The organism is Nocardia acididurans (assembly GCF_016741815.1).
Classification (GTDB): Bacteria; Actinomycetota; Actinomycetes; order Mycobacteriales; family Mycobacteriaceae; genus Nocardia; species Nocardia acididurans.
Genome location: NZ_JAERRJ010000003.1, coordinates 101,681 through 125,220 on the forward strand (window position 1 = coordinate 101,681; position 23,540 = coordinate 125,220).

Sequence of the window (23,540 nt, forward strand, 5' to 3'; positions counted from 1 at the left end):
TGATGGACCGGGTCGGCCCCTTCGCCACCCCGGTGAAATCGGCGCTCGACATTACCGGCGGCTCAGCCCGCGGGCCGCAGTACCGTGACATTTCCGGCGAGGAAGACATTGATGTAGACCTTGTGCGACAACGGATCCACGACCAGTTCCTGCGGACTGTCACCCACGAGAATTGTCGCGATCGAGGTGTTCGTCCGCGTGTCGATCACCACGACCGGACCACCGTCGCCGCCGGCCACCCGCGGCTTGCCGTCGTTGTTGGTGACATACACCGCGTGCGCCGCGCTGTCGGCCGCCAGCCGGAACGGATTCTTCCCGACCTCGACGGTGCCGACCGGCTGCCGGGTCTCGGCGTCGATCACCGCCATCGGCGCTTCGTCGTTCGCCACGTAGATCCGGCGTTCCTCGGGCGCGACGGTGACACCCTCGGGCTGGCCGCCCGGGTCGATCGTGGAATCGACCGTGTGGGACCGGGTGTCGAGCACGGTGAGCTTCGCGGTATTGAAGTTCGCGGCGTACAGGCGGTGCGCGCCCGGATCGATGGCCAGATCTCCGACGTGGTCATCGAGCTCCACGGTGGCCTGCACCGTCCGGGAAACGGTGTCGACGACCGAGATCTGTTTACCGGCGAAATGCGACACATACAGCGTCTTCGCCACCGGGTCGACCTCCAGCAGATCCGGGTACATCGCCACGGGGATGGTGGCGATCACCTTCCGGTCGGCGGTGCTCACCACCGACACCGTGTGATCCTGATAGTCGGCGGTGTAGAGCAGATCCGCCTCCGGGTCGATCGCCAGCCCCTGCGCGCCCGCTCCCACCGGGATCTTGGCGGCCACCGTGTCGGTGAGCGTGTCGATCACCCACACCAGGCCCTCGAAATCACTGGCGTACAGGGTGTGCGCCTCGGGGTCGATCGCCAGTCGCCGGATCGTGCCGTCCATCGGGATCGTCGCCCCGATTTCGGTTGCGGCCCCGGCCTTCTCGTCCGCGCCGTCCGCGCAGCCGACACCGGCCGTCACAGCCATGCCGAGTACTGCCGCCCCGAGTGCGGACCGGAATGCCGGCATTCGCGCCACCTCCCCAGACCGAGGAGTTCACTTTACGCGAATGCCGTGCACCCCGTGCGCGATCGGAACGGTCCGGTCAGCGGGTGGCGATGATCGCCGAACCGTGCCCGAACAGGCCCTGGTTCACCGCGATACCGGCGCGGGCGTTCTCCACCTGACGGCCGTCGGCCTGACCGCGCAGCTGCCAGGTGAGCTCGCAGATCTGGGCGATGGCCTGCGCGGGGATCGCCTCGCCGAAGCAGGCCAGGCCGCCACTGGGATTGACCGGGATACGGCCGCCCAATGTCGTTGCGCCACTGCGCAACAGCTCCTCCGCGCCGCCCTCCTCGCAGAGGCCGATGTCCTCGTACCAGTCCAGCTCCAGCGCGGTGGACAGATCGTAGACCTCGGCGAAGGACAGCTCGGCGGGACCGAGCCCGGCCTCCTCGTACGCGGCCTGCGCGATGGCGGAACGGAATACGCGCGAGGGCGGTTCGACGGCCACGGCGGAATCCGTCGCGAAATCGGGCAGATCCAGGACGGTCTTCGGGAAGGTCGGCGTGACGGTCGACAGCGCGCTGATGCGGACCGGATTCGCGATGCCGCGCTTGCGGGCGTACTCCATCGAGGTCAGTACGAGCGCCGCGCCGCCGTCACTGGTGGCGCAGATATCGAGCAGCCGCAACGGATCCGAGACGATGGCCGAGGCCGAGATCTCCTCGACCGACACCTCTTTGCGGTAGCGGGCGTACGGATTGTTCAGGCCGTGCTTGGCGTTCTTCACCTTCACCGCGGCGAAGTCGTCGAGGGTGGCGCCGTGCAGGGCCATGCGACGGCGGGCGTAGAGCGCGAAGTAGATCGGGTTCGTCGCGCCGAGCAGGTGGAAGCGCAGCCAGTCCGGATCGTCGCGGCGTTCACCGCCGACCGGCTGGAAGAAACCCTTGGGCGTGGTGTCCGCGCCGATGACGAGGGCCACATCGGTCAGCCCCGCCAGGATCTGGGCGCGCGCGTTGGCGATGGCCTGCGCGCCGGAGGCGCAGGCGGCGTAACTGCTCGAGATCCGCGCACCCGACCAGCCCAGCGCCTGCGCGAAGGTCGCGCCCGCGACGAAGCCCGGGTAGCCGTTGCGGATGGTGTCCGCGCCCGCGATGTAGCCGACGTCGCGGTGGTCCACCCCGGCGTCGGCGAGCGCCGCGCGCGCCGCGACCAGCCCGTATTCGACGAAGTTCCGCCCCCACTTGCCCCACTGGTGCATACCCGCACCGAGGACGGCGATATCGCGATCCTTGTCAGTCATTGACCGGCCTCCACATCCACACCGTGTGCTCGGCTTCGTCGTCGGCGTACAGGGTGCCGACGGTCAGCTCCACCGGCATACCGACCGCCAGGTCATCGACGGTGAACCCCTTCGCGACCTGCCCGAGAATCACCATCTGCTCGACCTCGAGCTCCACCGCCGCGACCACATACGGCTCGAACGGATCCCCCGACACATACGGCGCGGGCGGCTTGTACCGCTGATCCGCATACGACCAGATCCGGCCACGCGTCGAGAACAGATACTCGGCGAGCTCGGACCCGTCCTTCGGCCCCGCGCACTGCGGATTCCGGCAGGCCAGGGTGTTCCGCGGGAAATACGGCGTGCCGCAGACGCCACACCGGCTCCCCACCAGACGGACATCGCCGTCGTCGGTGGTGAACCAGCCTGCCACGGCGGGTCGTTGTTCTTTCTGCACAGCCCCGACGGTATAGGAACACGTTCTATTTTGGGAGCGGAATCCACTCCGAACCCGCCCGGTCGCGAGGTACGGTGAACCCCGGACCGCGAAACACCCGCATCCGCGAATCGACCCGGAGTACCACTACGCGATGGGCCCCAAAGCCATTGACCCGCAGGCGATCCGCAATGTCACCCTGATCGGCGACCCCGACGAGCTCGCACCCCTCACCCGCCGCCTGCGGCAACGGGCCGGTGCGTCCGCGACCCCATCACAGCTCGTGATCCCTTGGGCCGCAGGCCGAGTCGAGCACACGATCCGCGTCAGCGACTTCCCGGCCCATGCCCCCATCGCCGCCCTGGAACGCGCTATCCGGCTGGCCGACGGCGTGATCGCAGTGGTGAACGCCGCCAACCCCCGGTTGGACGCCATCCTGCGCGTCGCCGACGACCACCAGACCGCCCGCCTCTGCCTGCTCACCGCCCTCGACCACCCCGCCGCCGACGTCGACCACTGCCTGCGCACCATCACCGAAACCCGCGGCGCGGTCCCCCTGACCCTGCACCTCCCACTCGGCGCAGGCCCCACCTTCGAAGGCGTCATCGACCTGCTGCCCATGTGGTCCCTGGCCCCCATAGCCGCCGAAATGTACGGCAGCCATTGGCAACTCGCCGAACACCGCTACCACGACCTGGTAGCGACAGTGCAGGAACAGGACACCCCCGCAGCCCACCCCGACGATATCCCCCTCGACCGGCTACACACCCGTATCCGCCACCTCACCCGCATCGGCGACATCGTCCCCATCCTCTGCAGCGCCACACCCCGCGGCGACGACATCCCACCCCTCCTCGACGCCATCGTCCGCTACCTCCCCTCCCCCCTGGACGTCTGCCAACCCGAACACGCCCTCGACTACTGAGACCCCCACGGCCGCACCCGAACCCGGCCCGGTATCAGCAGCATTCGGTGCGGCCGTTTCGTACCCCGATCATGCCGCGTTGTCGGCGTAGTACAGGCAGCGCACGAACTCCACGACCTGCGGCCACGCCGGCGACGACATGTCCGACGCCGAGGTCACCAGCAGGGCGATGGCCGGGTCGAGTGCGGGCCACGCAATGCCGGAACCGGTTTGACGCGCGACGATCCACTCCCGTGTCCGTGCGGCCAGATCTCCCGTTTGCCGATCAGTGGGCGACCGGCCGTAAAAGGCGTCATGCTCGAGATAGAGCTCGCAGAAGTGTGGGTCGGCCAGCGAAGCGCATTTGTCGGCGAGCCAATACCGGGCCTGCTCCGGCGCCACCGCGTGCAACAGGATCCACACATCGCGTTCGCTGCGCAGCATGTGTTCGCTCGCGCCGAGATCACGCAAGCGGTCCAGGAACTCCGCGACAGCGGTGGGCACGAACAGCCGTTCGGGATTGCCGAGCTGCGCCAAGCGCTTACGCACGGTCTGCAGTTCCTTGATCCGATGCCGCACGTCACGATCGATTTCGGCCACCGCGTCGTCGAACCGCACCGAATCAGCGGTGAGCAGATCCTTGATGCGCGCCAACGGAACACCGGCCCGCGCCAGCGTCTTGATCTTGACCAGGTCGATGGTGTGCCGTGCCGTGTACCTGCGATAGCGAGCGGAGTCGCGCTCCGGTTCGGGCAGCAGCCCGCGCGAATGATAGTGGCGGACAGCCTTGGTGGTCACGCCCGCGTATGTCGCCAGTTGTCCGATAGTGATCATTCTGTCCTCTGTTCCGAACAATGTTCGAACCTTGCCCCACGGGCAAGGTCAAGCCGGACGCGAAGACAAGGACGCTGATGCCGTATCAGGCTGGAGGAAGAGGCCCACCGCCCTGACGTCTGTTCGAACAACGTCCGGCTGGGTCCGACGAAGTAGACCTAGCGGGATCTAATTCGCACCGCGTTGAACTGCAGAAACTCGAAGCAGCCCTAGCAAAATCTCAGGTTCAAGACACCTCACCGGTCCCCCGCCGACGACGGCGACCATCACAGACCAAGGCTACCTCCCGCACTCCGCAACGCCTCGAACGCCGACTCTCGCGTACCGAGAAGAACGAGCTGATCCAGGCTTACCATGATGGCGCATCCACCGCCGAACTCGCCCGCCGGTACCGCGCATCCAAGAGTGCGATTCTCGAACTGCTCACCAAGCACAAGGTCCGCGCCGATACCAGTCGATGACCGACGCTGACATCGACCACGCCGAGCAGCTCTACCTCGTCGGACACTCCCTCACCGCCTGCACCGAACTCACCGGATTCCCCGCCAGCAGCATCAACCGCGCCCTCAACAAACGCGGAACATCGGGGCGACCCGCAGGATGGTCGCGCACCGGTGCCCACTGAACGCGCAGCCTTCCAGCGTGTCGACGCGCCCAGGCAAAACAATTTCGTCGCAATAGCTATTGATCAGCAATTGGACTAATGCTCCGTCTCAACGATGCCCGAGGACCACCATGACCGCGACTGCCACCGCAGATTTCCCCGCCCACCCCGACGAGTCCGCGCGGATGCACTCGGTGCATCCCCTGACTCGATTCAGCCGCCGTGCGCACGCGTTCTTCTGGCGCGTACTGGTGACCGCGGCAGCGGTCAGCATTGCCGGGAACGCAACCCACGCGATTCTGCACTCCCCCGGCCACTGGATGCTCGCGGTCAGCGTCGCAGTCGTCCAGCCCGCCGCGCTGATCACCGCTGTGCACGGGTGTCACTGTGCTTTCCGGTGCGCACAGCGCTGGCCGCGTCACCCAACTGATCGAGGTCGCGATGACCCTGCTCATCGCAGCGGCGGCATTCCGGCTGTCCTTCACAGCGCTGCGCTCACTGGCGATGCTCTCGGGGCTGTCCGCTGGCGAGGCCGCACTGTGGCCGCTCATCATCGAGGGCTCGATGGCGCAGGCCACCGTAGCCCTGCTGGTGATCACCGGCTCCGATCATCGTGCGCACACCAGCATCGACCCGCACAGCAACGCCGAGACGCATGCCCGCCCACCCAGCGACGGTGATCCCACCGACCGCGCGGCGACGGTACCGCCGATCACGCCCGACCTCGGCCGCCCCGTACGCACGAAGCACCCATCCGGCGAAACTCCCACGCCCACAACAAGATGGGTGGAACTCGCAGCGGACATTTGCGCCCGAGACACCGCAGGCCGCCGACAACCCGAAGAGGTGGCACTGATTCTCACCCGACGCTTCGACGACGGCTGGAACGCCACCCAGATCGCCGAACTGACTCAGCGCAGCCGCTCCACCGTCAGCCGCGTCCTCTCGGACCGCGTCCGGCTGCGACCGGATCTTCGCAACGGAGGTCACCGCGCACTACCGAGTCGGAATGCCGAGCTGATCCTCACCCAACACTTCGACGGCGGCGATCCGAGCAGCAGGCCATCTTCTGCCCTTCGCACAAACGATGGCGGCTGACCGGGCAGTAGAACGGGCCCCAAAAGGCAACCGACTACTCGATTCGACCGGCACCCCTCGAATGCAGCCGACCGTTTACTTTGCCTGGTCGCGTTCGCTACGGAGGCGCACGGTCTCCTGCTCCACCTGCGCAAGCTGCTCACGCAGAGCGCGAGCACTAGCCTCGGCCGCATTCAAGCGGCGGGTCAGGGTTCGGCGGGACGGCGGTTGCGGTGGCTTGCTCACCTTTGGCCGGGCCAGCGGACCTATCGACCTGGCCCCGGTGACGCGCCGCATGTAGACGCAGTGTCGACAATCTTTCATGGAACTGGGCAATTTGCCGTCTCGGGCAACGCCGGACTGTTCCCGAAAACCGTGCTCGGGTCGCCAGTCCAGCTCGGTTACGACTGGCGATTCGTAGTGCCCACAAGAGAGCATGACGGTCCAGGACGCGAAGGGTTCAAGCTGACGTTCCAACTCTTGGGAGTAAAACCCAGGGCGCTGCTCGCGCTCCACCCATTCGGTTATTTCGCGTAACGGTCGGTTGTCGACATGGCCGGCGCACCAGGCGAATCCCTTGCTCCAGTTTTGGTGCTTCCATGAGACCCCGTATCCGAACAGCAAGACGTTGTCTGTGCTCACGCCGCTTCTACTCTCGCCGAGGTACCTCGTGAAGACGCAATCTGAGGGGCGGAGCTCGTCCATCGCGACGTGCGCGGCGACGTGCCCCACGGTCACGGCGTCAGTGACGCAGCCGCAGTCCAACTCGACCAGCCACCGATAGCAGTGCTCCGGCGAGTCCCTTTTCTCGATGAAGTCGCGGATGGAGGGGTTGCACCTCAGTAGTTGCTCGTAGTAGGGCTTATACAGTTTCCCGAGCGTGCTGACCGGTCTGGGTCTAGCTCGCGCCAGAACCGGACTCGCCGCCGTCGCACTGATCACGGGTTGCGATCGAACGGCGGCAGGCACCGTCCGACCACAGTGCGGGCATTCGACTGGCTCCGGTCCCCAATCCTGTTGCCACGCCCGGTAACCCGCGTTATGCCAATCATGGACGCGGGCGGCGTACACCAGTTCGTCGGTAAGCCCCTGCTCAGGGTCGTAGTACGACGCCACGAACAACACCGGGTGACTAGGCTCGTTGTCTACCCCCCACTGGCGTACCTCGACTTGCCGGATTTTCGATGCGGCACCCTGCTGGCGCATCTCAGTCGTCCATTCCGACGCGCGCTGCATCGCGTCAGACAGGTCGGACACCAGCTGACAGCTGACCTGCGTTCCACCAGTCCCGTTCGAGCCCGAGCAGTGCTGGGCCCTCACTTGGTAACGGGTGCGGACCCCACGTCCCATAGGCAATCAACCTATCTCGTAGCCGCTCCATGTGTGTCATTTTCAGATACTCCTTATCGCCGCACCGGTGCTCCGCCTGGCCAGCCAGATCACGTAATGCGTTCTCCACGTATGCATCTGCGATCTCCCACGCTGAGGGCTGGTCGGTTTCAGGCATTGTGTTAGGTCCGCGGCGCGATCTGGATTCCCTACGCACTCAGCGCACACGGCAGATCGACTCGACGCCAAAGACGTGGCGGTATCTGTCGATGAACCCGACGATCAGGGGTGTCGTGCTCGGCCACCCCGTGCGCACAAAGCACCCGTCCGCTGAAACTCCCACGCCCACAACAAGATGGGTGGAACTCACGGCGACCATCTGCGCCCGAGACACCGACGGTCGACGCTACCCCGACGAAGTGGCCTGATCCACACACGGCACTTCGACGACGACTGCGCCACCACCCAGATCGCCGAACAGATTCAGGGCAGCCACTCCATCGTCAGCCTCGCCCTCGGGGACGGACCAGCTGCGACCCGACCTTCGAAGCGGAGATCATCATGCACAACCGAGTCGGAATGCTCGGCCGAGAGCCGTTGAATCTCACCAGAACCAAACGGAACGATGACAACGGAAGAGTGAAGATGTAGCCGAATCAAACTCCAGCCGAATAGATTTCATGGGGCAAGACGCCGGTTGAGGCGGCGTCGTCGACGATCGGTGGTGGATACGGGATGTCGATCTCGGCACGCGAACTTCGGGCAGTGGTACGGAAACTGCCTGCCCGACAACCGATCACCGACAGCTACGAGCAGGCTCATCCCGGACCGCAATCGAAGTGGCCGAGTCAACGCGACCATCTCTTGGGCTGGCTGGCCGAATACGACGGCGTCGGCTACTACGGGCGCGAGCATCCCGGTCAGGACGCCCGGTTCTTCTATACCCACTTCAAGTGCGCCCCGGGGCTCCTCTGGCTGGCGGAGGCACTGGGTGAAGACCCGGCCCGATTGCGGGAAGCCGTGACTCGCGTCGAGGCAGCTGGAGGGAACCTCGCCCGCCAGTGCGGCGCATTCCGCGCCGCCATACCCTGGGCCCGGATCGAGGAACTGCTGGCCGCACAACCGATCAACTGCCCTCGCAGTCTGCTCCGTCGGATTTCGAAGCGATCGCCACGCCACACCCACTGACGGTTCCGACGAACGGACCGACCACTGAAAATGCCACGTCGGCCATCGGTAGAACCGACAACTTCATTGCGACAGGTCTGCAACGCTTCGACCATGGTGTCTGCGTCCGAGGACGAACCTCGCACCCTGCCGGAGAAGTTGGACGTCGGTCGTGAGTGGATTTGCCGCCTGCGTGAATTCTCGCCGTCCGAGCGCGTGCGCATCCTCGCGATCGACCGGCGCCCGCGGAGCGGACGCTTCGAAGTCGAGTTCCTCGACGGCGAGAAAGCCGGGCACCGAGAACATTCCTTCGGGGCGGCTCCATGGCCCTTGGAGCACGGTCCAGAAATACGACGAACTCATGGCGAACTGGAGCCGCCTAGCCGCCGAGGACGACATCGGCGAGGCTGAAGAGTACGCCATCGACACGGTGCCGCTGCCATCCGATCAGCCGATCCACTGCACCATCAACAGGTGCACCTCGCGCTGCGCTTCGAGCACGAGATAGACGACCTGGCCGGCCATTCCCGGACCGAATGCCCAACGGCGCACGGCCCCATGAGGATTGGCATCATTCTGCGGGGAACCCGCCCACGGTGAGACCTCGAGGACAGTGAGTACCTGGGCGTAGTCCAGCAGCGCATCGACCGGAAGAGCAGCAACCTGTTCAGCTGTTTCCGGATCCGGAACGATCCGATACAAGCGGCGAAGACTCAGCCGGCCTGCAGGCGCTGCTGGATCTGGGCGCGCATGTCCTCGATCGAGACGGACGTGGTCCGGCCACTTGCCGCTTCGATCTGCGCCGCCTTCTCCAACAAACGCTGATACGAACCTGGATCGCGCAACTCCATCACCGCGGTGTGCTGCCACTTGTTCAGCAGATCGTGGATCTCCCTGAGCGAATGTGACTGCTTCGCGCGATCCAGCACCTGCACCCACTCTGCGTCGAACTCGTCGCGCAACGTGGCGGGTAGTGCAGCCCGTAGCGCTTCAGGGTCGGCCGCGGGAATATGCGGGGGCCGCGGGAGTGGCATGGGATTAGCCATACCTCACGATAACCGGTGGTACCGACGAACACGCCGATGATGCATCGCACAGACCGACTCATCGGCGCCTGGGCACAACTTCGGCTAGTACCGAGCGAACGTTCGCTGCCCCATGCATGCCCCACGTAATCGAATGTGGGGCAAGAAGAAACCGGCAGATACCTGAAGCACCTGCCGGTTCGAAGTGGGCGCAGAGGGGATCGAACCCCCGACCGCTGGTGTGTAAAACCAGTGCTCTACCGCTGAGCTATACGCCCGGATGATGCCTTGCGGACCGGGTGGTCCGGGGCAACGGGTTATGAATCTAGTGCGGCGAGGGCTTTTTCCCAAGCCTGCTGGTCACGGGGCTCTCCGGGGCCGTTCATCTCCGCGAACTGGATGATGCCGTCTTTGTCGACCACGAAGGTGCCGCGGTTGGGGTAGCCGGATTTCTCGTTGAAGACCCCGTACTCCTGGGCGACCCGGCCGTGCGGCCAGAAGTCGGAGAGCAGGGGGAAGGTGTAGCCCTGTTCGGCGGCCCAGATCTTGTGGGTGGGGGGTGGGCCTACCGAGATGGCGAGGATTTCGGCGTTGTCGTTCTGGAACTTGGGCAGTTCGTCGCGAACCTTGCAGAGCTCTCCCTGGCAGATGCCGGTGAAAGCCAACGGATAGAAGACCAGGAGGACGTTCTTTTCGCCGCGGAAGGACGAGAGGGTTACTTCCTGGTTGTTCTGGTCCTTCAGTGTGAAGTCCGGTGCGACCGTGCCGACTTCTAGCGGCATGTGGGAACCCTCCATCCTGTCGCGCTTTCGCCCGGGTGGCGCAGGTGGGCGCTACCCGGGCGAAAACCGTTGCCCGTTCGAAAGAACCTTATGCGAAGCGGCTAGCGCTGCTTCGAGGGTGTCTTGGGCTGGGTGAGTTTGGTGCCTGTCCAGGTGCCGAGGCTGACGGGGGTGGTGGAGGTCAGGCCGGCGGGGGTGGCGGACTCGGCGATTTCGGAGGGGTCCACGTGACCGGGCTGGCCGGTTTTGGGGGTCAGGACCCAGACGACGCCGTCGTCCGAGAGGGGGGAGACGACGTCCATGAGTTCGTCCACGAGGTCTCCGTCGCCATCGCGCCACCAGAGAAGGACCACGTCGACGACCTCGTCGGTGTCTTCATCCAGTAGTTCGGAACCGATGGTTTCCTCGATACCCGCCCGCAAGTCGTCGTCGGTATCCTCGTCCCAGCCCAGCTCCTGGACCACCATTCCGTGTGCAATGCCAAGCTTCTGAGCGTAGTTCTGCGCGTCCGCCGCGGCGACCACGGTGGTGTCCTCCTCAACTCCCGACAATAGGTAGTTGCAAGCGAACATGGTAAATGCGTCCAGCGCAAGCCGATCCGCCGAAATCGCACCCTAAATGTCGTATGTGAGACCTTGATCAGCGCGCCGGGCACGCGTCGCGGACCGCGTTGAGCGTGTCGTTCACCGTGCGGCTGGCGTCGTTGAGAGGTCCGACCGACGAGGTGGATGTCATCTTGCGCACGGCGTCGGCGAGCGACCGGGCCGCCGCGATGTAGTCGGTGAACTTCTGCGAAAGATCCGCCGGCAGATCGCTTCCGGACGCGTTGAGCTGCGTCTCGACCGTACGCGCGGCATCCTCCAACGCGTTCGCGGCGATATCGCGCTTGGACGCCTGGTCGGCGGCGTTCGCGTCGTGCGCGTCGACGAACTCGTTGTAGCGATCCACAGCCGTGCCCGTCGTCTTGCGGAACGGTGTGCAGTTGTCGGTGATCGCCTTGGCTTGCGCCGCCGCCTTTTTGGATGACGTCGCCGCCGCGGAGGAGGCGGAGGCGTCGGCCTTGTACGACGTCGCCTCGGCCTCGTTGAACGTGGCGGTACCCTCGACCGTGTTGGCGCACCCTGCGAGAACTAGCCCGGCGGACACCGCCGCGGCCGCGCACAACAACCCGAACCCACGCGGGTTCAGCAGCTTCATTGTCCTCCCCGTTCCGCCTCGGCCGGTTCCCTGGAGAACCGTACTGGATTCTCGGCTGACATGATGACCTGGGACGCACTCTCGACAAGGATGTGAGGTGCGCCCCAAACCAATCGTTACGGGTATGCCGCCCACCAGCGGCTACCCGGGGTAATGACGCCATCAGATGTCCCACCCCTGTGTACGAGGAGCAAACGTCTTGACCGACCTGATGCACCCGATTTCTTCGTCGAGTCCCACAAACGGCCCGGCACGCAACCGCCCGGCGGGGGGCCGGGTACGAGTGATTCGCGAGGGGGTGGCGTCATACCTTCCGGACATCGATCCGGAGGAAACCAGCGAATGGCTCGACTCGTTCGACGAGATGCTGGAACGAGAGGGACCGGGGCGCGCCCGCTACCTCATGCTGCGCCTGCTCGAACGCGCCGGTGAACGCCGCGTCGCGATTCCCGCCCTCACCTCGACGGATTACGTCAACACCATCCCCACCGAGAACGAGCCCTGGTTCCCCGGCGACGAGGAGACCGAGCGCCGCTACCGCGCCTACATCCGCTGGAACGCCGCGGTCATGGTGCACCGCGCGCAGCGGCCGGGAATCGGTGTCGGCGGCCATATCTCGACCTACGCGTCCTCGTCGGCGCTGTACGAGGTCGGCTTCAACCACTTCTTCCGGGGCAAGGATCACCCGGGCGGCGGTGACCAGATCTACGTGCAGGGTCACGCCTCCCCCGGCATCTACGCGCGCGCGTTCCTGGAAGGCCGGCTGACCGAAGACCAGATGGACGGCTTCCGCCAGGAGTACTCGCACGGCGGTCCGGGCCACGGCCTGTCGTCGTACCCGCACCCGCGGCTCATGCCGGACTTCTGGGAATTCCCCACGGTGTCCATGGGCCTGGGCCCGATGAACGCCATCTACCAGGCGCGTTTCAACCACTATCTGAACGACCGGGGTATCAAGGACACCTCGGATCAGCATGTGTGGGCGTTCCTCGGCGACGGCGAGATGGATGAGCCGGAGTCGCGCGGCCTGATCCAGGTCGCGGCCAACGAGGGCCTGGACAACCTGACCTTCGTCATCAACTGCAACCTGCAGCGTCTCGACGGACCAGTGCGCGGCAACGGCAAGATCGTGCAGGAGCTGGAGTCGTTCTTCCGCGGCGCCGGCTGGAATGTCATCAAGGTCGTGTGGGGCCGCGAGTGGGATTCCCTGCTGCAGGCCGACCGCGACGGCGCGCTGGTCAACCTCATGAACACCACGCCCGACGGCGACTTCCAGACCTACAAGGCCAATGACGGCGCGTACGTGCGCGAACATTTCTTCGGTCGCGATCCGCGCACCAAGGAGCTGGTCAAGGGCCTGTCCGACGGCGATATCTGGAACCTCAAGCGCGGCGGCCACGACTACCGCAAGATCTACGCGGCGTACGCGGCGGCGATGGCGCACAAGGGACAGCCGACGGTCATTCTCGCCAAGACCATCAAGGGCTACGGCCTGGGCAAGCACTTCGAGGCCCGCAATGCCACGCACCAGATGAAGAAGATGACCCTCGACGATCTGAAGGCGTTCCGCGACGTGCAGCGCATTCCGATCACCGACGAGCAGCTGGAAGCCAACCCGTACCTGCCGCCGTACTACCACCCCGGCATGGACGCCCCGGAGATCCAGTACATGATGGGCCGCCGTCAGCAGCTGGGCGGTTTCCTGCCGGAGCGCCGCACCGCCGCCAAGCCGCTGCCCCTGCCCGGTGACGAGCCCTACCGCTCGATCCGCAAGGGTTCGGGCAAGCAGAGCGTCGCCACCACCATGGCCTTCGTCCGCCTGATGAAGGAACTGTTGCGCGACAAGGAGATCGGCAAGCGCATCGTGCCGATCATCCCGGACGAGGCCCGCACCTTCGGTATGGACTCGTGGTTCCCGTCGCTGAAGATCTACAACCGCAACGGCCAGCTCTACACCTCGGTCGACGCGGAACTGATGCTCGCCTACAAGGAGTCGAGCGTCGGCCAGATCCTGCACGAGGGCATCAACGAGGCCGGTTCGACGGCGAGCTTCACCGCGGTCGGCACCTCCTACGCCACGCACGGCGAGCCGATGATCCCGCTCTACATCTTCTATTCGATGTTCGGTTTCCAGCGCACCGGCGACGGTATCTGGGCGGCGGCGGATCAGATGGCGCGCGGTTTCGTGCTCGGCGCGACGGCGGGCCGCACCACGCTGACCGGTGAGGGCTTGCAGCACAACGACGGTCACTCGCTGCTGCTGGCGTCCACCAACCCGGCGTGCGTCCCCTACGATCCGGCGTTCGCCTTCGAGATCGCCCACATCGTGCGCGACGGCATGCGCCGCATGTACGGCGGCGGCGTCACCTCGGGCGGCTACCAGGAGGCCCTGCCGGGCACCGATCCGGAAGCGCACTCGCAGCACCACGAGTTCGGTGGCGAGGACATCTTCTACTACATCACCCTCTACAACGAGCCGCAGCAGCAGCCGACCGAGCCGGACAACCTGGATGTGGAGGGCCTGCTGCAGGGCCTCTACCTCTACAAGCCCGGTGCGGCGGGCGATCTGCGCGCCCAGATCATGGTGTCGGGCGTGACAATGCCCGATGGTCTGCGCGCCCAGCAGATCCTGGCCGAGGAGTGGGGTGTGCAGGCCGATGTCTGGTCGGCGACCTCATGGGGTGAGCTTCGTAAAGAGGCTCTCGCCAAGGAGATCCAGAAGCTGCGCCACCCGGATCAGGACGCGGGCGTGCCGTACGTGACCAAGGTGCTGTCCCAGGCCCAGGGTCCGTTCGTCGCGGCGTCGGACTGGATGCGCGCCGTGCCGGATCAGATCCGCCAGTGGGTGCCGGGCGAGTACATCACCCTGGGCACGGACGGTTTCGGTTTCTCCGACACCCGTCCCGCGGCCCGCCGGGTGTTCAATGTCGACGCGCATTCCATTGTCGTCGCGGCGCTTTCGGGCCTGGCCAAGCAGGGCCGGATCGACCAGGGCAAGGTCGCCGAGGCCGCCGCCCGCTACCGCATCGACGATGTGAACGCCGCGCCGAAGGCGGCACCCGGTACCGAGGGCGGCGACGCATAACGCACGATTAACACTGTGGAACGTAAACCGCCGAGGCCGCGCCGGATCAACGAAGGCTCCTCCGAACACGAGGTCTACCTTCCGACCGGCGCACTCTCCCCGAACCGGCAGACGCGCGATCCGCTTCCGGACACGCTCCTGAAGAGGGTCAAACAGTTCTCGGGCCGCTTGTCGACCGAGGCCGTGTCGTCCATGCAGGATCGGTTGCCGTTCTTCGCCAATCTGGACGCCGCCCAGCGGGCCGGCGTCCAGATGCTGGTGCAGACGGCGGTGGTGAACTTCCTGGAGTGGCTGCAGGATCCGGAATCCGATATCCGGTTCTCCCTGGACGCCTTCCAAGTGATCCCGGACGATCTGGCGCGGCGGCTGACGCTGCGCCAGACCGTCGACATGGTCCGGGTGGCCATGGAGTTCTTCGAACAGTGGCTGCCGGCGCTGGCCCGCAACGACCGGCAGCTGGTGGCGTTGACCGAGGCGGTGCTGCGCTACGGGCGTGAGCTCGGTTTCGCGGCCGCCTCGGTGTACGCCTCGGCGGCGGAGTCGCGTGGCGCGTGGGATACCCGGCTGGAGGCGCTCGTCGTCGACGCGGTGGTGCGCGGCGATACCGGCCCGGAAATGCTCTCGCGCGCGGCCACGCTCAATTGGGATGCGACAGCACCGGCGACCGTGATGGTTGGGACTCCTCCCAAGGATCAGGTGGCCGTTGTGGGATCCGTACATTCGATCGCCGCCCGGCACGGCCGCAAAGCACTGGCCGTGGTGCAGGGTTCGCGGCTGGTAATGGTAGTCAGCGGACATCTCGGGGAGACGATGTATCCGTCTCCGTTCCTCGCCGACATCCTCGCCGAGGCTTTCTCCGATGGTCCCGTGGTGATCGGTCCGACCATGCGCACGCTGTCGGCCGCGCACTACTCCTCTATAGAGGCGATGGCCGGAATGGAGGCCGTGGTGGGCTGGCGGGGCGCGCCGCGTCCGGTGCACGCGTCGGAGTTGCTGCCCGAACGCGCCCTGCTGGGCGACCGGGCGGCCATAGACGCTCTCAACGAGCACCTCGTGCTACCGTTGGCCGCCGCCAGCGCCGATCTCTCGGACACGCTGGATGCGTATCTGGACTGTGGTGGAGCCGTCGAGACGTGCGCCCGCCTGCTGTACGTTCATCCAAATACCGTGCGTTATCGGCTGAAGAAAATCGCCGACATCACTGGCCGCGATCCGGTTAATCCGCGCGATGCCTACGTGTTACGAGTCGCTGCCACAGTAGGCCGACTGACACGAACTCGTAACGAACCTCCCTCACCTGCCACTGGAGTGACTCCCGTCACAGAGCCGAAAGATGGGATGTAACGCTTCGCGGAATCGGACGATCCGGGCGAGCGACTTGCGCTTTTGTGGACTCCCCACAAAACTGCTCCGCATGGTTCATTCGTGCCGACATCTCGAGAGACCCGCCTCACAGTGTTTTCTTAACACCGTGATCGCGTTGTTCGCCCCTGGACAGGGCTCTCAGACACCCGGCATGCTCAGCCCGTGGCTCGAACTCCCCGGTGCGGCCGACCGCATCGAGATGTGGTCGAAGGCCTCCGGACTGGACCTGCTGCGGCTGGGCACCACTGCGACCGCTGAAGAGATCGTCGATACGGCTGTCACCCAGCCGTTGGTCGTTGCGGCTGCCCTTTTGGCTTTCGCGGAAATCCCGCAGGATTCCCTTCCCTCGGATACCATCGTCGCCGGACATTCGGTCGGCGAGTTCGCCGCCGCGGCTGTCGCCGGAGTCCTCTCCGCCGACGACGCCGTGGCCCTGGCCGCCATCCGCGGAGCGGAGATGGCCAAAGCGTGCGCACTCGAGCCGACGGGCATGTCCGCGGTGCTCGGCGGTGACGAATCCGCCGTGCTCGCGCGGCTCGAGGAACTCGACCTGATCCCGGCCAACCGCAACGCGGTGGGCCAGATCGTGGCTGCGGGTAGGCTGGACGCGCTCGCGGAGCTTGCCGCGAACCCGCCCGAAAAAGCCCGCATCCGCGCACTGCCGGTTGCCGGCGCCTTCCATACTCGGTTCATGGCTCCTGCCCAGGATGCCGTGGCCGCGGCTATCGCCAAGATTGCGCCTGGCGAGCCGTCGCGGGTGCTGCTGTCGAACTTCGACGGGCAGCCGGTCGTATCCGGTAAGGATGCGGTCGAGAAGCTCGCGGCTCAGGTCACCCGGCCCGTGCGCTGGGACCTGTGCACCGAAACCGTCCGTGCGGCAGGGGTTTCCGCGGTGGCAGAGCTGCCACCGGCCGGCACCCTGGTCGGCATCGCCAAGCGGGAGCTCAAGGGCACCCCGAATCTGGCGCTGAAGACACCCGCGGATCTCCCCGCGCTGGCTGAACTGACTGTCACCAGCTAGCTTGACTCGCGGTGCTCCACCAACGGCGATGGAGCAAGCCCCGGATTTTCGGGGCACCGCAAGGCAATACAACACAATCCGACCCACAACAGCTAAGAAGGGAGCCACCAAAGTGGCCGCTCTGACCCAGGAACAGATCGTCGAAGAGCTCGGCAAGATCATCGAAGAGGTGACCGGTATCGAGCCCTCCGAGGTCACGATCGAGAAGTCCTTCGTCGACGACCTGGACATCGATTCGCTGTCGATGGTCGAGATCGCCGTCCAGACCGAGGACAAGTACGGCGTCAAGATCCCGGACGAGGATCTCGCCAGCCTGAAGACCGTCGGCGACGCGGTTGCCTACATCCAGAAGCTCGAGGCCGAGAACGCCGACGCGGCCGCTGAGCTCAAGGCCAAGTTCGACGCCGAGTAGGACCGCCACCGTGACCACTCCTTCCACCTTGAACGGGAACTTCCCCAACGTCGTCGTTACCAGCATGGCGGCGACCACGTCGATCGCCGGTGACGTCGATGCGACGTGGAAGGGCCTCCTCAACGGCGAGAGCGGTATCGACACCCTCGAGGACGACTTCGTCGAGGAGTACGACCTTCCGGTTCGTATCGGCGGACACCTGAAGGTGTCGCCGGACACCCTGCTGAGCCGTGTCGAGATCCGCCGCATGGCGTATGTCGAGCGGCTCGCGACCGTGCTCGGTCGCGAGGTGTGGAAGAACGCCGGCAGCCCGGAGGTCGACCCGCTGCGTCTGGGTGTCGCCATCGGCACCGGCCTCGGCGGCGGTGACGCGCTCATCGATTCGGTCGACAAGCTGAAGAACGGTGGCTACCGCAAGATCTCGCCGCTCGCTGTTCAGATGGTCATGCCGAATGGCCCGTCCGCGGTTGTGGGTCTCGAACTCCAGGCTCGGGCAGGAGTGATCACTCCGGTCTCGGCGTGTTCGTCGGGTTCCGAGGCCATCGCCAATGCCTGGCGGATGATCGTCATGGGTGACGCCGACATGGTTGTCACCGGTGGTGTCGAGGGCTTCATCGATTCGGTGCCGATCGCGGCCTTCTCGATGATGCGCGCCATGTCGACCCGCAACGACGATCCGAAGAGCGCTTCGCGTCCGTTCGACAAGGACCGCGACGGCTTCGTCTTCGGTGAGGCCGGCGCGCTCATGACGATCGAGACCGAGGAGCACGCCAAGGCCCGCGGTGCCACCATCCACGCGCGACTGCTGGGTGCGGGCATCACCTCGGATGGTTTCCACCTGGTTGCTCCGGACCCCGAGGGTTCCGGTGCGGCGCGCGCGATGCAGCGCGCTATGCAGACGGCGGGTCTGTCCCCCAAGGACATCACCCACGTCAACGCGCATGCGACCGCCACCCCCATCGGCGATACCGCCGAGGCCAATGCGATCCACAAGGCCGGGGTGCAGCATGCATCGGTCTACGCGCCCAAGTCCGCCCTGGGCCACTCGATCGGCGCTGTCGGCGCTCTCGAGTCGGTGCTCACGGTCCTCAGCATCCGGGACGGCATCGTCCCGCCGACGCTGAACCTGGAGAACCAGGATCCGGAGATCGATCTCGATGTGGTGCACGGCGTTGCCCGTCACCAGGACATCGAGTACGCGATCAACAACTCTTTCGGTTTCGGTGGGCACAATGTCGCGCTCGCCTTCGGCCGGTACTGATCACCGAGCAGTACCTCGTTAAACCGGTCGAAAGACAAGCGGTCCCGGCAGGGGATTTCGGATGGAGATCCCGCATCCGCCCCTGCCGGGACTTCGACATTTTCGCAGCCGCTCTGATGCGACCGCGCTTCCTTATATGAGGAGAGTTCGCGATGACCACAATGGCTCCCGCACATGCGGATACCACGACAGATCCCCGTGACCCGCTAGGTCGCCTGCAGCGTTTCTTCGATCCCGGAACCGTGCTTCCGCTGCACCCCCGTGACAAGTCCGGCGTGCTCGCCGCCATCGGTGAGGTCGACGGTGTGCGCACCGTGGCCTACTGCTCCGATGCGACCGTGATGGGCGGCGCCATGGGCGTCGAGGGGTGCAAGCACATCGTCGATGCCATCGATACGGCCATCGACTCCAAGATTCCCGTTGTCGGCCTCTGGCATTCGGGCGGCGCCCGGCTCGCGGAGGGCGTCGAGGCGCTGCACGCGGTCGGCCTGGTCTTCGAGGCCATGGTCCGCGCGTCCGGCCAGGTCCCCCAGATTTCCGTGGTGCTCGGCTTCGCCGCCGGTGGCGCCGCCTACGGTCCCGCGCTGACCGATATCGTGATCATGGCTCCCGAGGGGCGCGTCTTCGTCACCGGCCCGGACATCGTCAAGACGGTGACCGGCGAGAGCGTCGACATGGCGACCCTGGGCGGCCCGGTCACCCACGGCAAGAAGTCCGGCGTCTGCCATATCGTCGCCGATGACGAATCCGATGCCATGCATCGTGCGCGTCGCCTGGTCTCGATGTTCGCCGAACAGGGCGAATTCGACCTGGCCGCCGCCGCACACGGCGACGTGGACCTGAAGGCCATGATGCCGGAGTCCGCCAAGCGCGCCTACGACGTCAAGCCGATCATCCACGAACTGCTCGACAATGTGGACGGCGAAAGCTCTTTCGAGGAACTCCAGGGCGGCTACGCCCGCTCCATGGTGGTGGGCCTCGGCCGCCTCGGCGGCCGCACCGTCGGTGTCCTCGCCAACAACCCCATCCGCCTGGGCGGCTGCCTCAACTCCGAAAGTGCCGAGAAGGCATCGCGTTTCGTGCGCCTGTGCAACGCTTTCGGCATCCCCCTGATCGTCGTCACCGACGTGCCGGGTTACCTGCCGGGCGTCTCCCAGGAGTTCGAAGGCGTAGTCCGCCGCGGCGCAAAACTGTTGCACGCCTTCGCCGAAGCCCGCGTCCCCCGCGTAACCCTGGTGACCCGCAAGATCTACGGCGGCGCCTACATCGCCATGAACGCCCGCGCCCTCGGCGCCACCGCCGTCTACGCCTGGCCGGGTTCGGAAGTAGCGGTCATGGGCGCGAAGGCAGCCGTAGGCATCCTCCACAAGAAGGCCCTCGCGGCCGCCCCGGAGTCGGAGCGCGAAGCCATGCTCGAGCGCCTCACCGAGGAGCATGAGAAGATCGCCGGCGGCGTCCAGCGCGCCATCTCCATCGGCGTCGTCGACGAGGTCATCGACCCCGCCAAGACCCGCTCCACCATCGCGGCGGCTCTGGCAGCAGCCCCGGCCCGCCCGCAGCACAACAAGAACATCCCGCTGTAATCGGTTCAGCGGCAACGCAATAGCGGGCGGTCTCCTCCGGGAGGCCGCCCGCTTCGCCGTGCAGGGGAACGTTGTCGGCCGCACCCGATAGATTGCTCGGGACTTACCGCACGACAGCTGGGGGAGATCCGACACCATGACACATGCCGACGAAGCGTGGAATCCGCCTACTACATGGTGGGCGAAGGGCGTTCCGTCCCGGCTCTGTGGTCCGCGTCCGGCCCTGGATGGGGATCACGCGGAGGCGGATCGAGCGCTGCTGCTCACGTCGGACCTCGAGAAGTTGCGAGATGCGTTGGTGGGGGCGCTGAGTCCGTCCGCCAGATTGTTCCGGCTGCGTCGCACCCTCGTCGCGCTACCCGAGGACGAGTATCGGACCGTCGTCGCACGGCTGGCTGAGCTTCGGACGTCGGTGGGTTCCTGGTACATCAGGCTGGCGAGTTCGGTGCTGGCGGATGCCGAGCAGCAGTGGGTGGACGAGGACGTCCGCACCGAAGAATCGGTGGCCTACCAATATCCGTTGCTCGCGGCATCACTCACCACGCGCGAGCAGTTGGAGATCTTCAGCGCCCGATCGGCGTTCCCCCGAACCGGCGAGCAGGGACTCATGCTCGCCTATACCGCGGCTGTCCGAATCGGGCCGGATATCGCCTTCACCATGCGTGACAAGCCGGACTGGGAGTGGGGCGGGGACGACGAGCCGGACCTGCGCAAGTACGCGGATATGCTGGCGCACTTCGCGACCGGCGAGGCGCTCGATGTGCTGTGGTTGCATTCCACCCGGCCGTTCGTCACCGCCGCATTTCTCGCTGCCGCCGACCGCTCACCGCGCGAGGCCATGCGGGTGCTCGCCACCGCCGAGGATGATTCGGCCAAGGCGAGACGGCTGCGGGACCGGCATGCACGCCTCCATCCTGACGTGGCACGGGAATTCGGTATCGCGCCCGAGCCGATGTCTACAGCCTTCCCGGATGATCTGCCCGCGGTGTTGCGGGAGCCACCGAAGAAGACATCCGGGCGCGCCGATGCGTTGGTGCTCAGCGGATTTCACGAGCCGCAGCCGATGTCGCTGTCCTGGAAGGACGAGGAAAGAACGCAGTGGGCGAGCGCCTGCGCCGAGCAGTACCAGAGTTGGCAGGATCCCCAAACCGTCGCGGAGTGGCGGTCGGTTGCGGCCCGGACGCGTCCGAAGCGGCACGGCGGCAGCAACGGATACGAGTTCAGCCACCTTCTCGCCCTGGCTCCCGAGGAAGTCGCTCTGGAGTACCTGGGTGATCTGAACGTGGACTCGGGATTCTCCTTCGATGCGCTTACCCGGCTTGTCGCCCGGTTGGGTTCTCCGGCAGTCGATCTCCTGTTCGCCGCCGCGCGGGTTCGCTACGACGAGTCACCGGCGCTGCTCATGCCGCTCACCGGGGCGGAACCCGCGAAGCTGATGGCCCGCTGGCTCACCGGGAAGACCTTCCAGGATGACGCGTGGTCATGGTTCGACCGGCATATCGATTCCGCCGCACCGGATCTCATCGCCTTCGCGTTGGCCAAGAAGGCCGCTGATCGCAAGATCGCGAGCGCGGCACTCCGTGCCCTGGCCGCGCGTCACGGCGCAGTGATCCGAAGGGTCGCGGCCGAATTCGGCACGGAGGTGAAAGCGGCGGTCGACGCGCTGCTGGCGACTCCCGAATCCGCACAGGTCCCGATACCCACTCCCCCGCGGTGGTGCTCGGCGGCCGGGCTGCCGCCGGTCTTCCTCAGCGAAAACCGCACTGCCCTACCGGAATCAGCGGTCACCGCGGTGATCGTCCATCTGATGATGTGTGGGGGCGACGCCGCCCACCCGGGGATCACGGCGCTGCGTGATATCGCCGACCCGGCGTCGCTGGCGGAGTTCGGCTGGGCGCTGTTCGAGGATTGGCAGCTGGCCGGATATCCGATCCGGGACCGGTGGGTGCTGCACGGCCTCGGATTGTTCGGGAACGACGACACCGCCGACCGATTGACGCCGCTGCTCTGCGAGTGGCCGTTCGAGTCGGCGTACGCACGGGCGGTGTACGGGCTCGAGGCGCTCACGGCGATCGGCACCGAACGGGCACTGCTCCACCTGCATCGGTTGTCGGAGAACAGCAAGATCGGCACCCTGAGCTACGACGCCGGGAAGAAGATCGACGAGATCGCCGCACGGTTGGATCTGACCACCGACGAGCTGGCGGATCGGCTGGTGCCCGCCTTGGAGTTCGACGATGACGGAGCGCGCACTTTCGATTACGGCACAAGGGGATTCATCGTCCGCCTGGATGATCAGCTCGGGCTGACCGTCTTCGACGCCGAGCGCGGTACATCGGGCGCGTGGATAGCCTGTGCCCGCCGGAAGGGTATACCCGCGCCGGGAGTGAAAGATGACAGTGCGCTGGCTCCGGCTGCCCACGCTGTCTACCGCGCCCTGCGCAAGAATCTGAAATCCGAGACGGCGGAACAGATCCGACGTCTGGAGCACGCCATGGTGAGCGGCCGTCGCTGGACACCACCGGTGCACACCCGGCTGTTCATCGAGCATCCGCTGCTGAGCCGCCTCGCCCGTCGGCTGGTGTGGGCGACCTTCGATGCGAAAGAGCGTGTCACTCAGGCATTCCGGATCGCCGAGGACGGCAGTTACGCCGCTCTCGACGACAAGCCCGTCACCCTGCCCGCCGATGCCGCACTCGGCATCGCGCACCCGGTACATCTCACCGGCTCGGTTCCGCAGTGGGCGGAGGTGTTCGCCGACTACGAAATCCTGCAACCCTTCGAACAGCTACACCGCCGCACCTTCGTTGCCGATGCACCGGAGAATGCAGCGGGCCTGCGTCCCTTCGTCGATCGCACGGTATCGGCCGGTTCGCTCCTGGGTCTGCTGCGCCGGGGCTGGAGCGACGAACGGACGAGGGATGGTGTCGTATACCGATTCTCCCGTCATGTCGGCGGTGAGCCCTGGGTGGCGCTCGAGATCACTCCCGGCATACCGCTGGGCGTTCACGCGTCATCGTGGGAGCGCCAGACGATCACCACCGCAGCGCTTCACGGTGCGAACAAGCTGTCGAATCTGCATCCGGTCGCTGCTGCCGAACTACTGCGTGATCTCGAATCGCTGCGCTGA

The 23,540-nt window shown here is 65.8% G+C and carries 22 protein-coding genes and 1 tRNA gene; 12 read left to right on the plus strand and 11 right to left on the minus strand.

The annotated features are described in order from the left end of the window. Positions 1-62 precede the first annotated feature (62 nt). From JK358_RS08635 to JK358_RS08645, 3 genes are all read right to left on the minus strand, one after another. Complete coding sequence (locus JK358_RS08635; protein ID WP_201945343.1) at positions 63-1,070, minus strand: YncE family protein; 1,008 nt, start codon at positions 1,068-1,070, stop codon at positions 63-65. Positions 1,071-1,146: 76 nt separating this feature from the next. After that, entirely contained in the window at positions 1,147-2,346 is a 1,200-nt protein-coding gene (locus JK358_RS08640) for a lipid-transfer protein (RefSeq protein ID WP_201945344.1), read from the minus strand. Beyond that, on the minus strand, positions 2,339-2,785 hold the full coding sequence (locus tag JK358_RS08645) for a Zn-ribbon domain-containing OB-fold protein (RefSeq protein ID WP_443677901.1): 447 nt from the start codon (positions 2,783-2,785) through the stop codon (positions 2,339-2,341). Before JK358_RS08645 ends, JK358_RS08640 begins: the two co-directional genes overlap by 8 nt. Before the next feature lie 133 nt (positions 2,786-2,918). Between JK358_RS08645 and JK358_RS08650 the strand changes: the two genes are divergently transcribed. Continuing rightward, entirely contained in the window at positions 2,919-3,689 is a 771-nt protein-coding gene (locus JK358_RS08650; protein ID WP_201945345.1) for a GTP-binding protein, read from the plus strand. Between the two features lie 69 nt (positions 3,690-3,758). Here JK358_RS08650 and JK358_RS08655 read toward each other — a convergent pair whose 3' ends face one another. Continuing rightward, positions 3,759-4,502, minus strand: coding sequence for a MerR family transcriptional regulator (locus JK358_RS08655; protein WP_201945346.1), 744 nt, complete (start codon positions 4,500-4,502; stop codon positions 3,759-3,761). 188 nt (positions 4,503-4,690) lie between these two features. Between JK358_RS08655 and JK358_RS40600 the strand changes: the two genes are divergently transcribed. From JK358_RS40600 to JK358_RS08670, 3 genes are all read left to right on the plus strand, one after another. Next, positions 4,691-4,963 (plus strand): hypothetical protein, encoded by a 273-nt coding sequence (locus tag JK358_RS40600; RefSeq protein ID WP_372440654.1) that lies wholly within the window; start codon positions 4,691-4,693, stop codon positions 4,961-4,963. Further along, positions 4,960-5,127, plus strand: coding sequence for a hypothetical protein (locus JK358_RS08665; RefSeq protein WP_201945347.1), 168 nt, complete (start codon positions 4,960-4,962; stop codon positions 5,125-5,127). The genes JK358_RS40600 and JK358_RS08665 overlap by 4 nt, the downstream gene beginning before the upstream one ends. A 366-nt stretch (positions 5,128-5,493) precedes the next feature. Further along, positions 5,494-6,204, plus strand: coding sequence for a DUF2637 domain-containing protein (locus tag JK358_RS08670; RefSeq protein WP_201945348.1), 711 nt, complete (start codon positions 5,494-5,496; stop codon positions 6,202-6,204). A 75-nt stretch (positions 6,205-6,279) separates the two neighbouring features. On the opposite strand, the gene JK358_RS08675 is transcribed toward JK358_RS08670, so the two are convergent. Continuing rightward, entirely contained in the window at positions 6,280-7,440 is a 1,161-nt protein-coding gene (locus tag JK358_RS08675; protein WP_201945349.1) for a hypothetical protein, read from the minus strand. Between the two features lie 807 nt (positions 7,441-8,247). Between JK358_RS08675 and JK358_RS08680 the strand changes: the two genes are divergently transcribed. Continuing rightward, positions 8,248-8,700, plus strand: coding sequence for a hypothetical protein (locus tag JK358_RS08680; RefSeq protein ID WP_201945350.1), 453 nt, complete (start codon positions 8,248-8,250; stop codon positions 8,698-8,700). Positions 8,701-9,126: 426 nt separating this feature from the next. Here the strand turns inward: JK358_RS08680 and JK358_RS08685 are convergent, their stop codons facing one another. From JK358_RS08685 to JK358_RS08710, 6 genes are all read right to left on the minus strand, one after another. Further along, the gene (locus JK358_RS08685) at positions 9,127-9,381 is read right to left on the minus strand and encodes a hypothetical protein (RefSeq protein WP_201945351.1); all 255 of its coding nucleotides are present in this window, start codon (positions 9,379-9,381) and stop codon (positions 9,127-9,129) included. An 11-nt stretch (positions 9,382-9,392) separates the two neighbouring features. Further along, positions 9,393-9,725 (minus strand): DUF6247 family protein, encoded by a 333-nt coding sequence (locus JK358_RS08690; RefSeq protein ID WP_307817397.1) that lies wholly within the window; start codon positions 9,723-9,725, stop codon positions 9,393-9,395. A 185-nt stretch (positions 9,726-9,910) separates the two neighbouring features. Further along, positions 9,911-9,982 (minus strand) — tRNA-Val (locus tag JK358_RS08695). Between the two features lie 39 nt (positions 9,983-10,021). After that, entirely contained in the window at positions 10,022-10,486 is a 465-nt protein-coding gene (locus JK358_RS08700; protein ID WP_201945353.1) for a peroxiredoxin, read from the minus strand. A 101-nt stretch (positions 10,487-10,587) separates the two neighbouring features. After that, positions 10,588-11,010: a DUF3052 domain-containing protein gene (locus tag JK358_RS08705; RefSeq protein WP_201946218.1), complete on the minus strand. Its 423-nt coding sequence runs from the start codon at positions 11,008-11,010 to the stop codon at positions 10,588-10,590. Positions 11,011-11,125: 115 nt separating this feature from the next. Further along, a complete protein-coding gene (locus JK358_RS08710; RefSeq protein WP_201945354.1) occupies positions 11,126-11,683 on the minus strand; it encodes an Rv2240c family protein in 558 nt (185 codons plus the stop codon). A gap of 211 nt (positions 11,684-11,894) precedes the next feature. On the opposite strand from JK358_RS08710, the gene aceE reads away from it, so the two are divergent. The 7 genes from aceE to JK358_RS08745 all read left to right on the plus strand — a co-directional run bounded on the left by aceE (position 11,895) and on the right by JK358_RS08745 (position 23,540). Then, positions 11,895-14,768 (plus strand): pyruvate dehydrogenase (acetyl-transferring), homodimeric type, encoded by a 2,874-nt coding sequence (gene aceE, locus JK358_RS08715; protein ID WP_201946219.1) that lies wholly within the window; start codon positions 11,895-11,897, stop codon positions 14,766-14,768. A gap of 45 nt (positions 14,769-14,813) precedes the next feature. Further along, the gene (locus tag JK358_RS08720; RefSeq protein WP_201946220.1) at positions 14,814-16,112 is read left to right on the plus strand and encodes a PucR family transcriptional regulator; all 1,299 of its coding nucleotides are present in this window, start codon (positions 14,814-14,816) and stop codon (positions 16,110-16,112) included. A 127-nt stretch (positions 16,113-16,239) separates the two neighbouring features. Further along, positions 16,240-17,154, plus strand: coding sequence for an ACP S-malonyltransferase (locus JK358_RS08725; RefSeq protein ID WP_201945355.1), 915 nt, complete (start codon positions 16,240-16,242; stop codon positions 17,152-17,154). Between the two features lie 112 nt (positions 17,155-17,266). Continuing rightward, complete coding sequence (gene acpM / locus JK358_RS08730) at positions 17,267-17,566, plus strand: meromycolate extension acyl carrier protein AcpM (RefSeq protein WP_014982996.1); 300 nt, start codon at positions 17,267-17,269, stop codon at positions 17,564-17,566. Between the two features lie 10 nt (positions 17,567-17,576). After that, positions 17,577-18,827: a KasA/KasB family beta-ketoacyl-ACP synthase gene (locus JK358_RS08735; protein ID WP_201945356.1), complete on the plus strand. Its 1,251-nt coding sequence runs from the start codon at positions 17,577-17,579 to the stop codon at positions 18,825-18,827. 152 nt (positions 18,828-18,979) lie between these two features. Next, positions 18,980-20,410 (plus strand): acyl-CoA carboxylase subunit beta, encoded by a 1,431-nt coding sequence (locus JK358_RS08740; protein WP_201945357.1) that lies wholly within the window; start codon positions 18,980-18,982, stop codon positions 20,408-20,410. A 136-nt stretch (positions 20,411-20,546) separates the two neighbouring features. Further along, on the plus strand, positions 20,547-23,540 hold the full coding sequence (locus JK358_RS08745; protein ID WP_201945358.1) for a DUF4132 domain-containing protein: 2,994 nt from the start codon (positions 20,547-20,549) through the stop codon (positions 23,538-23,540).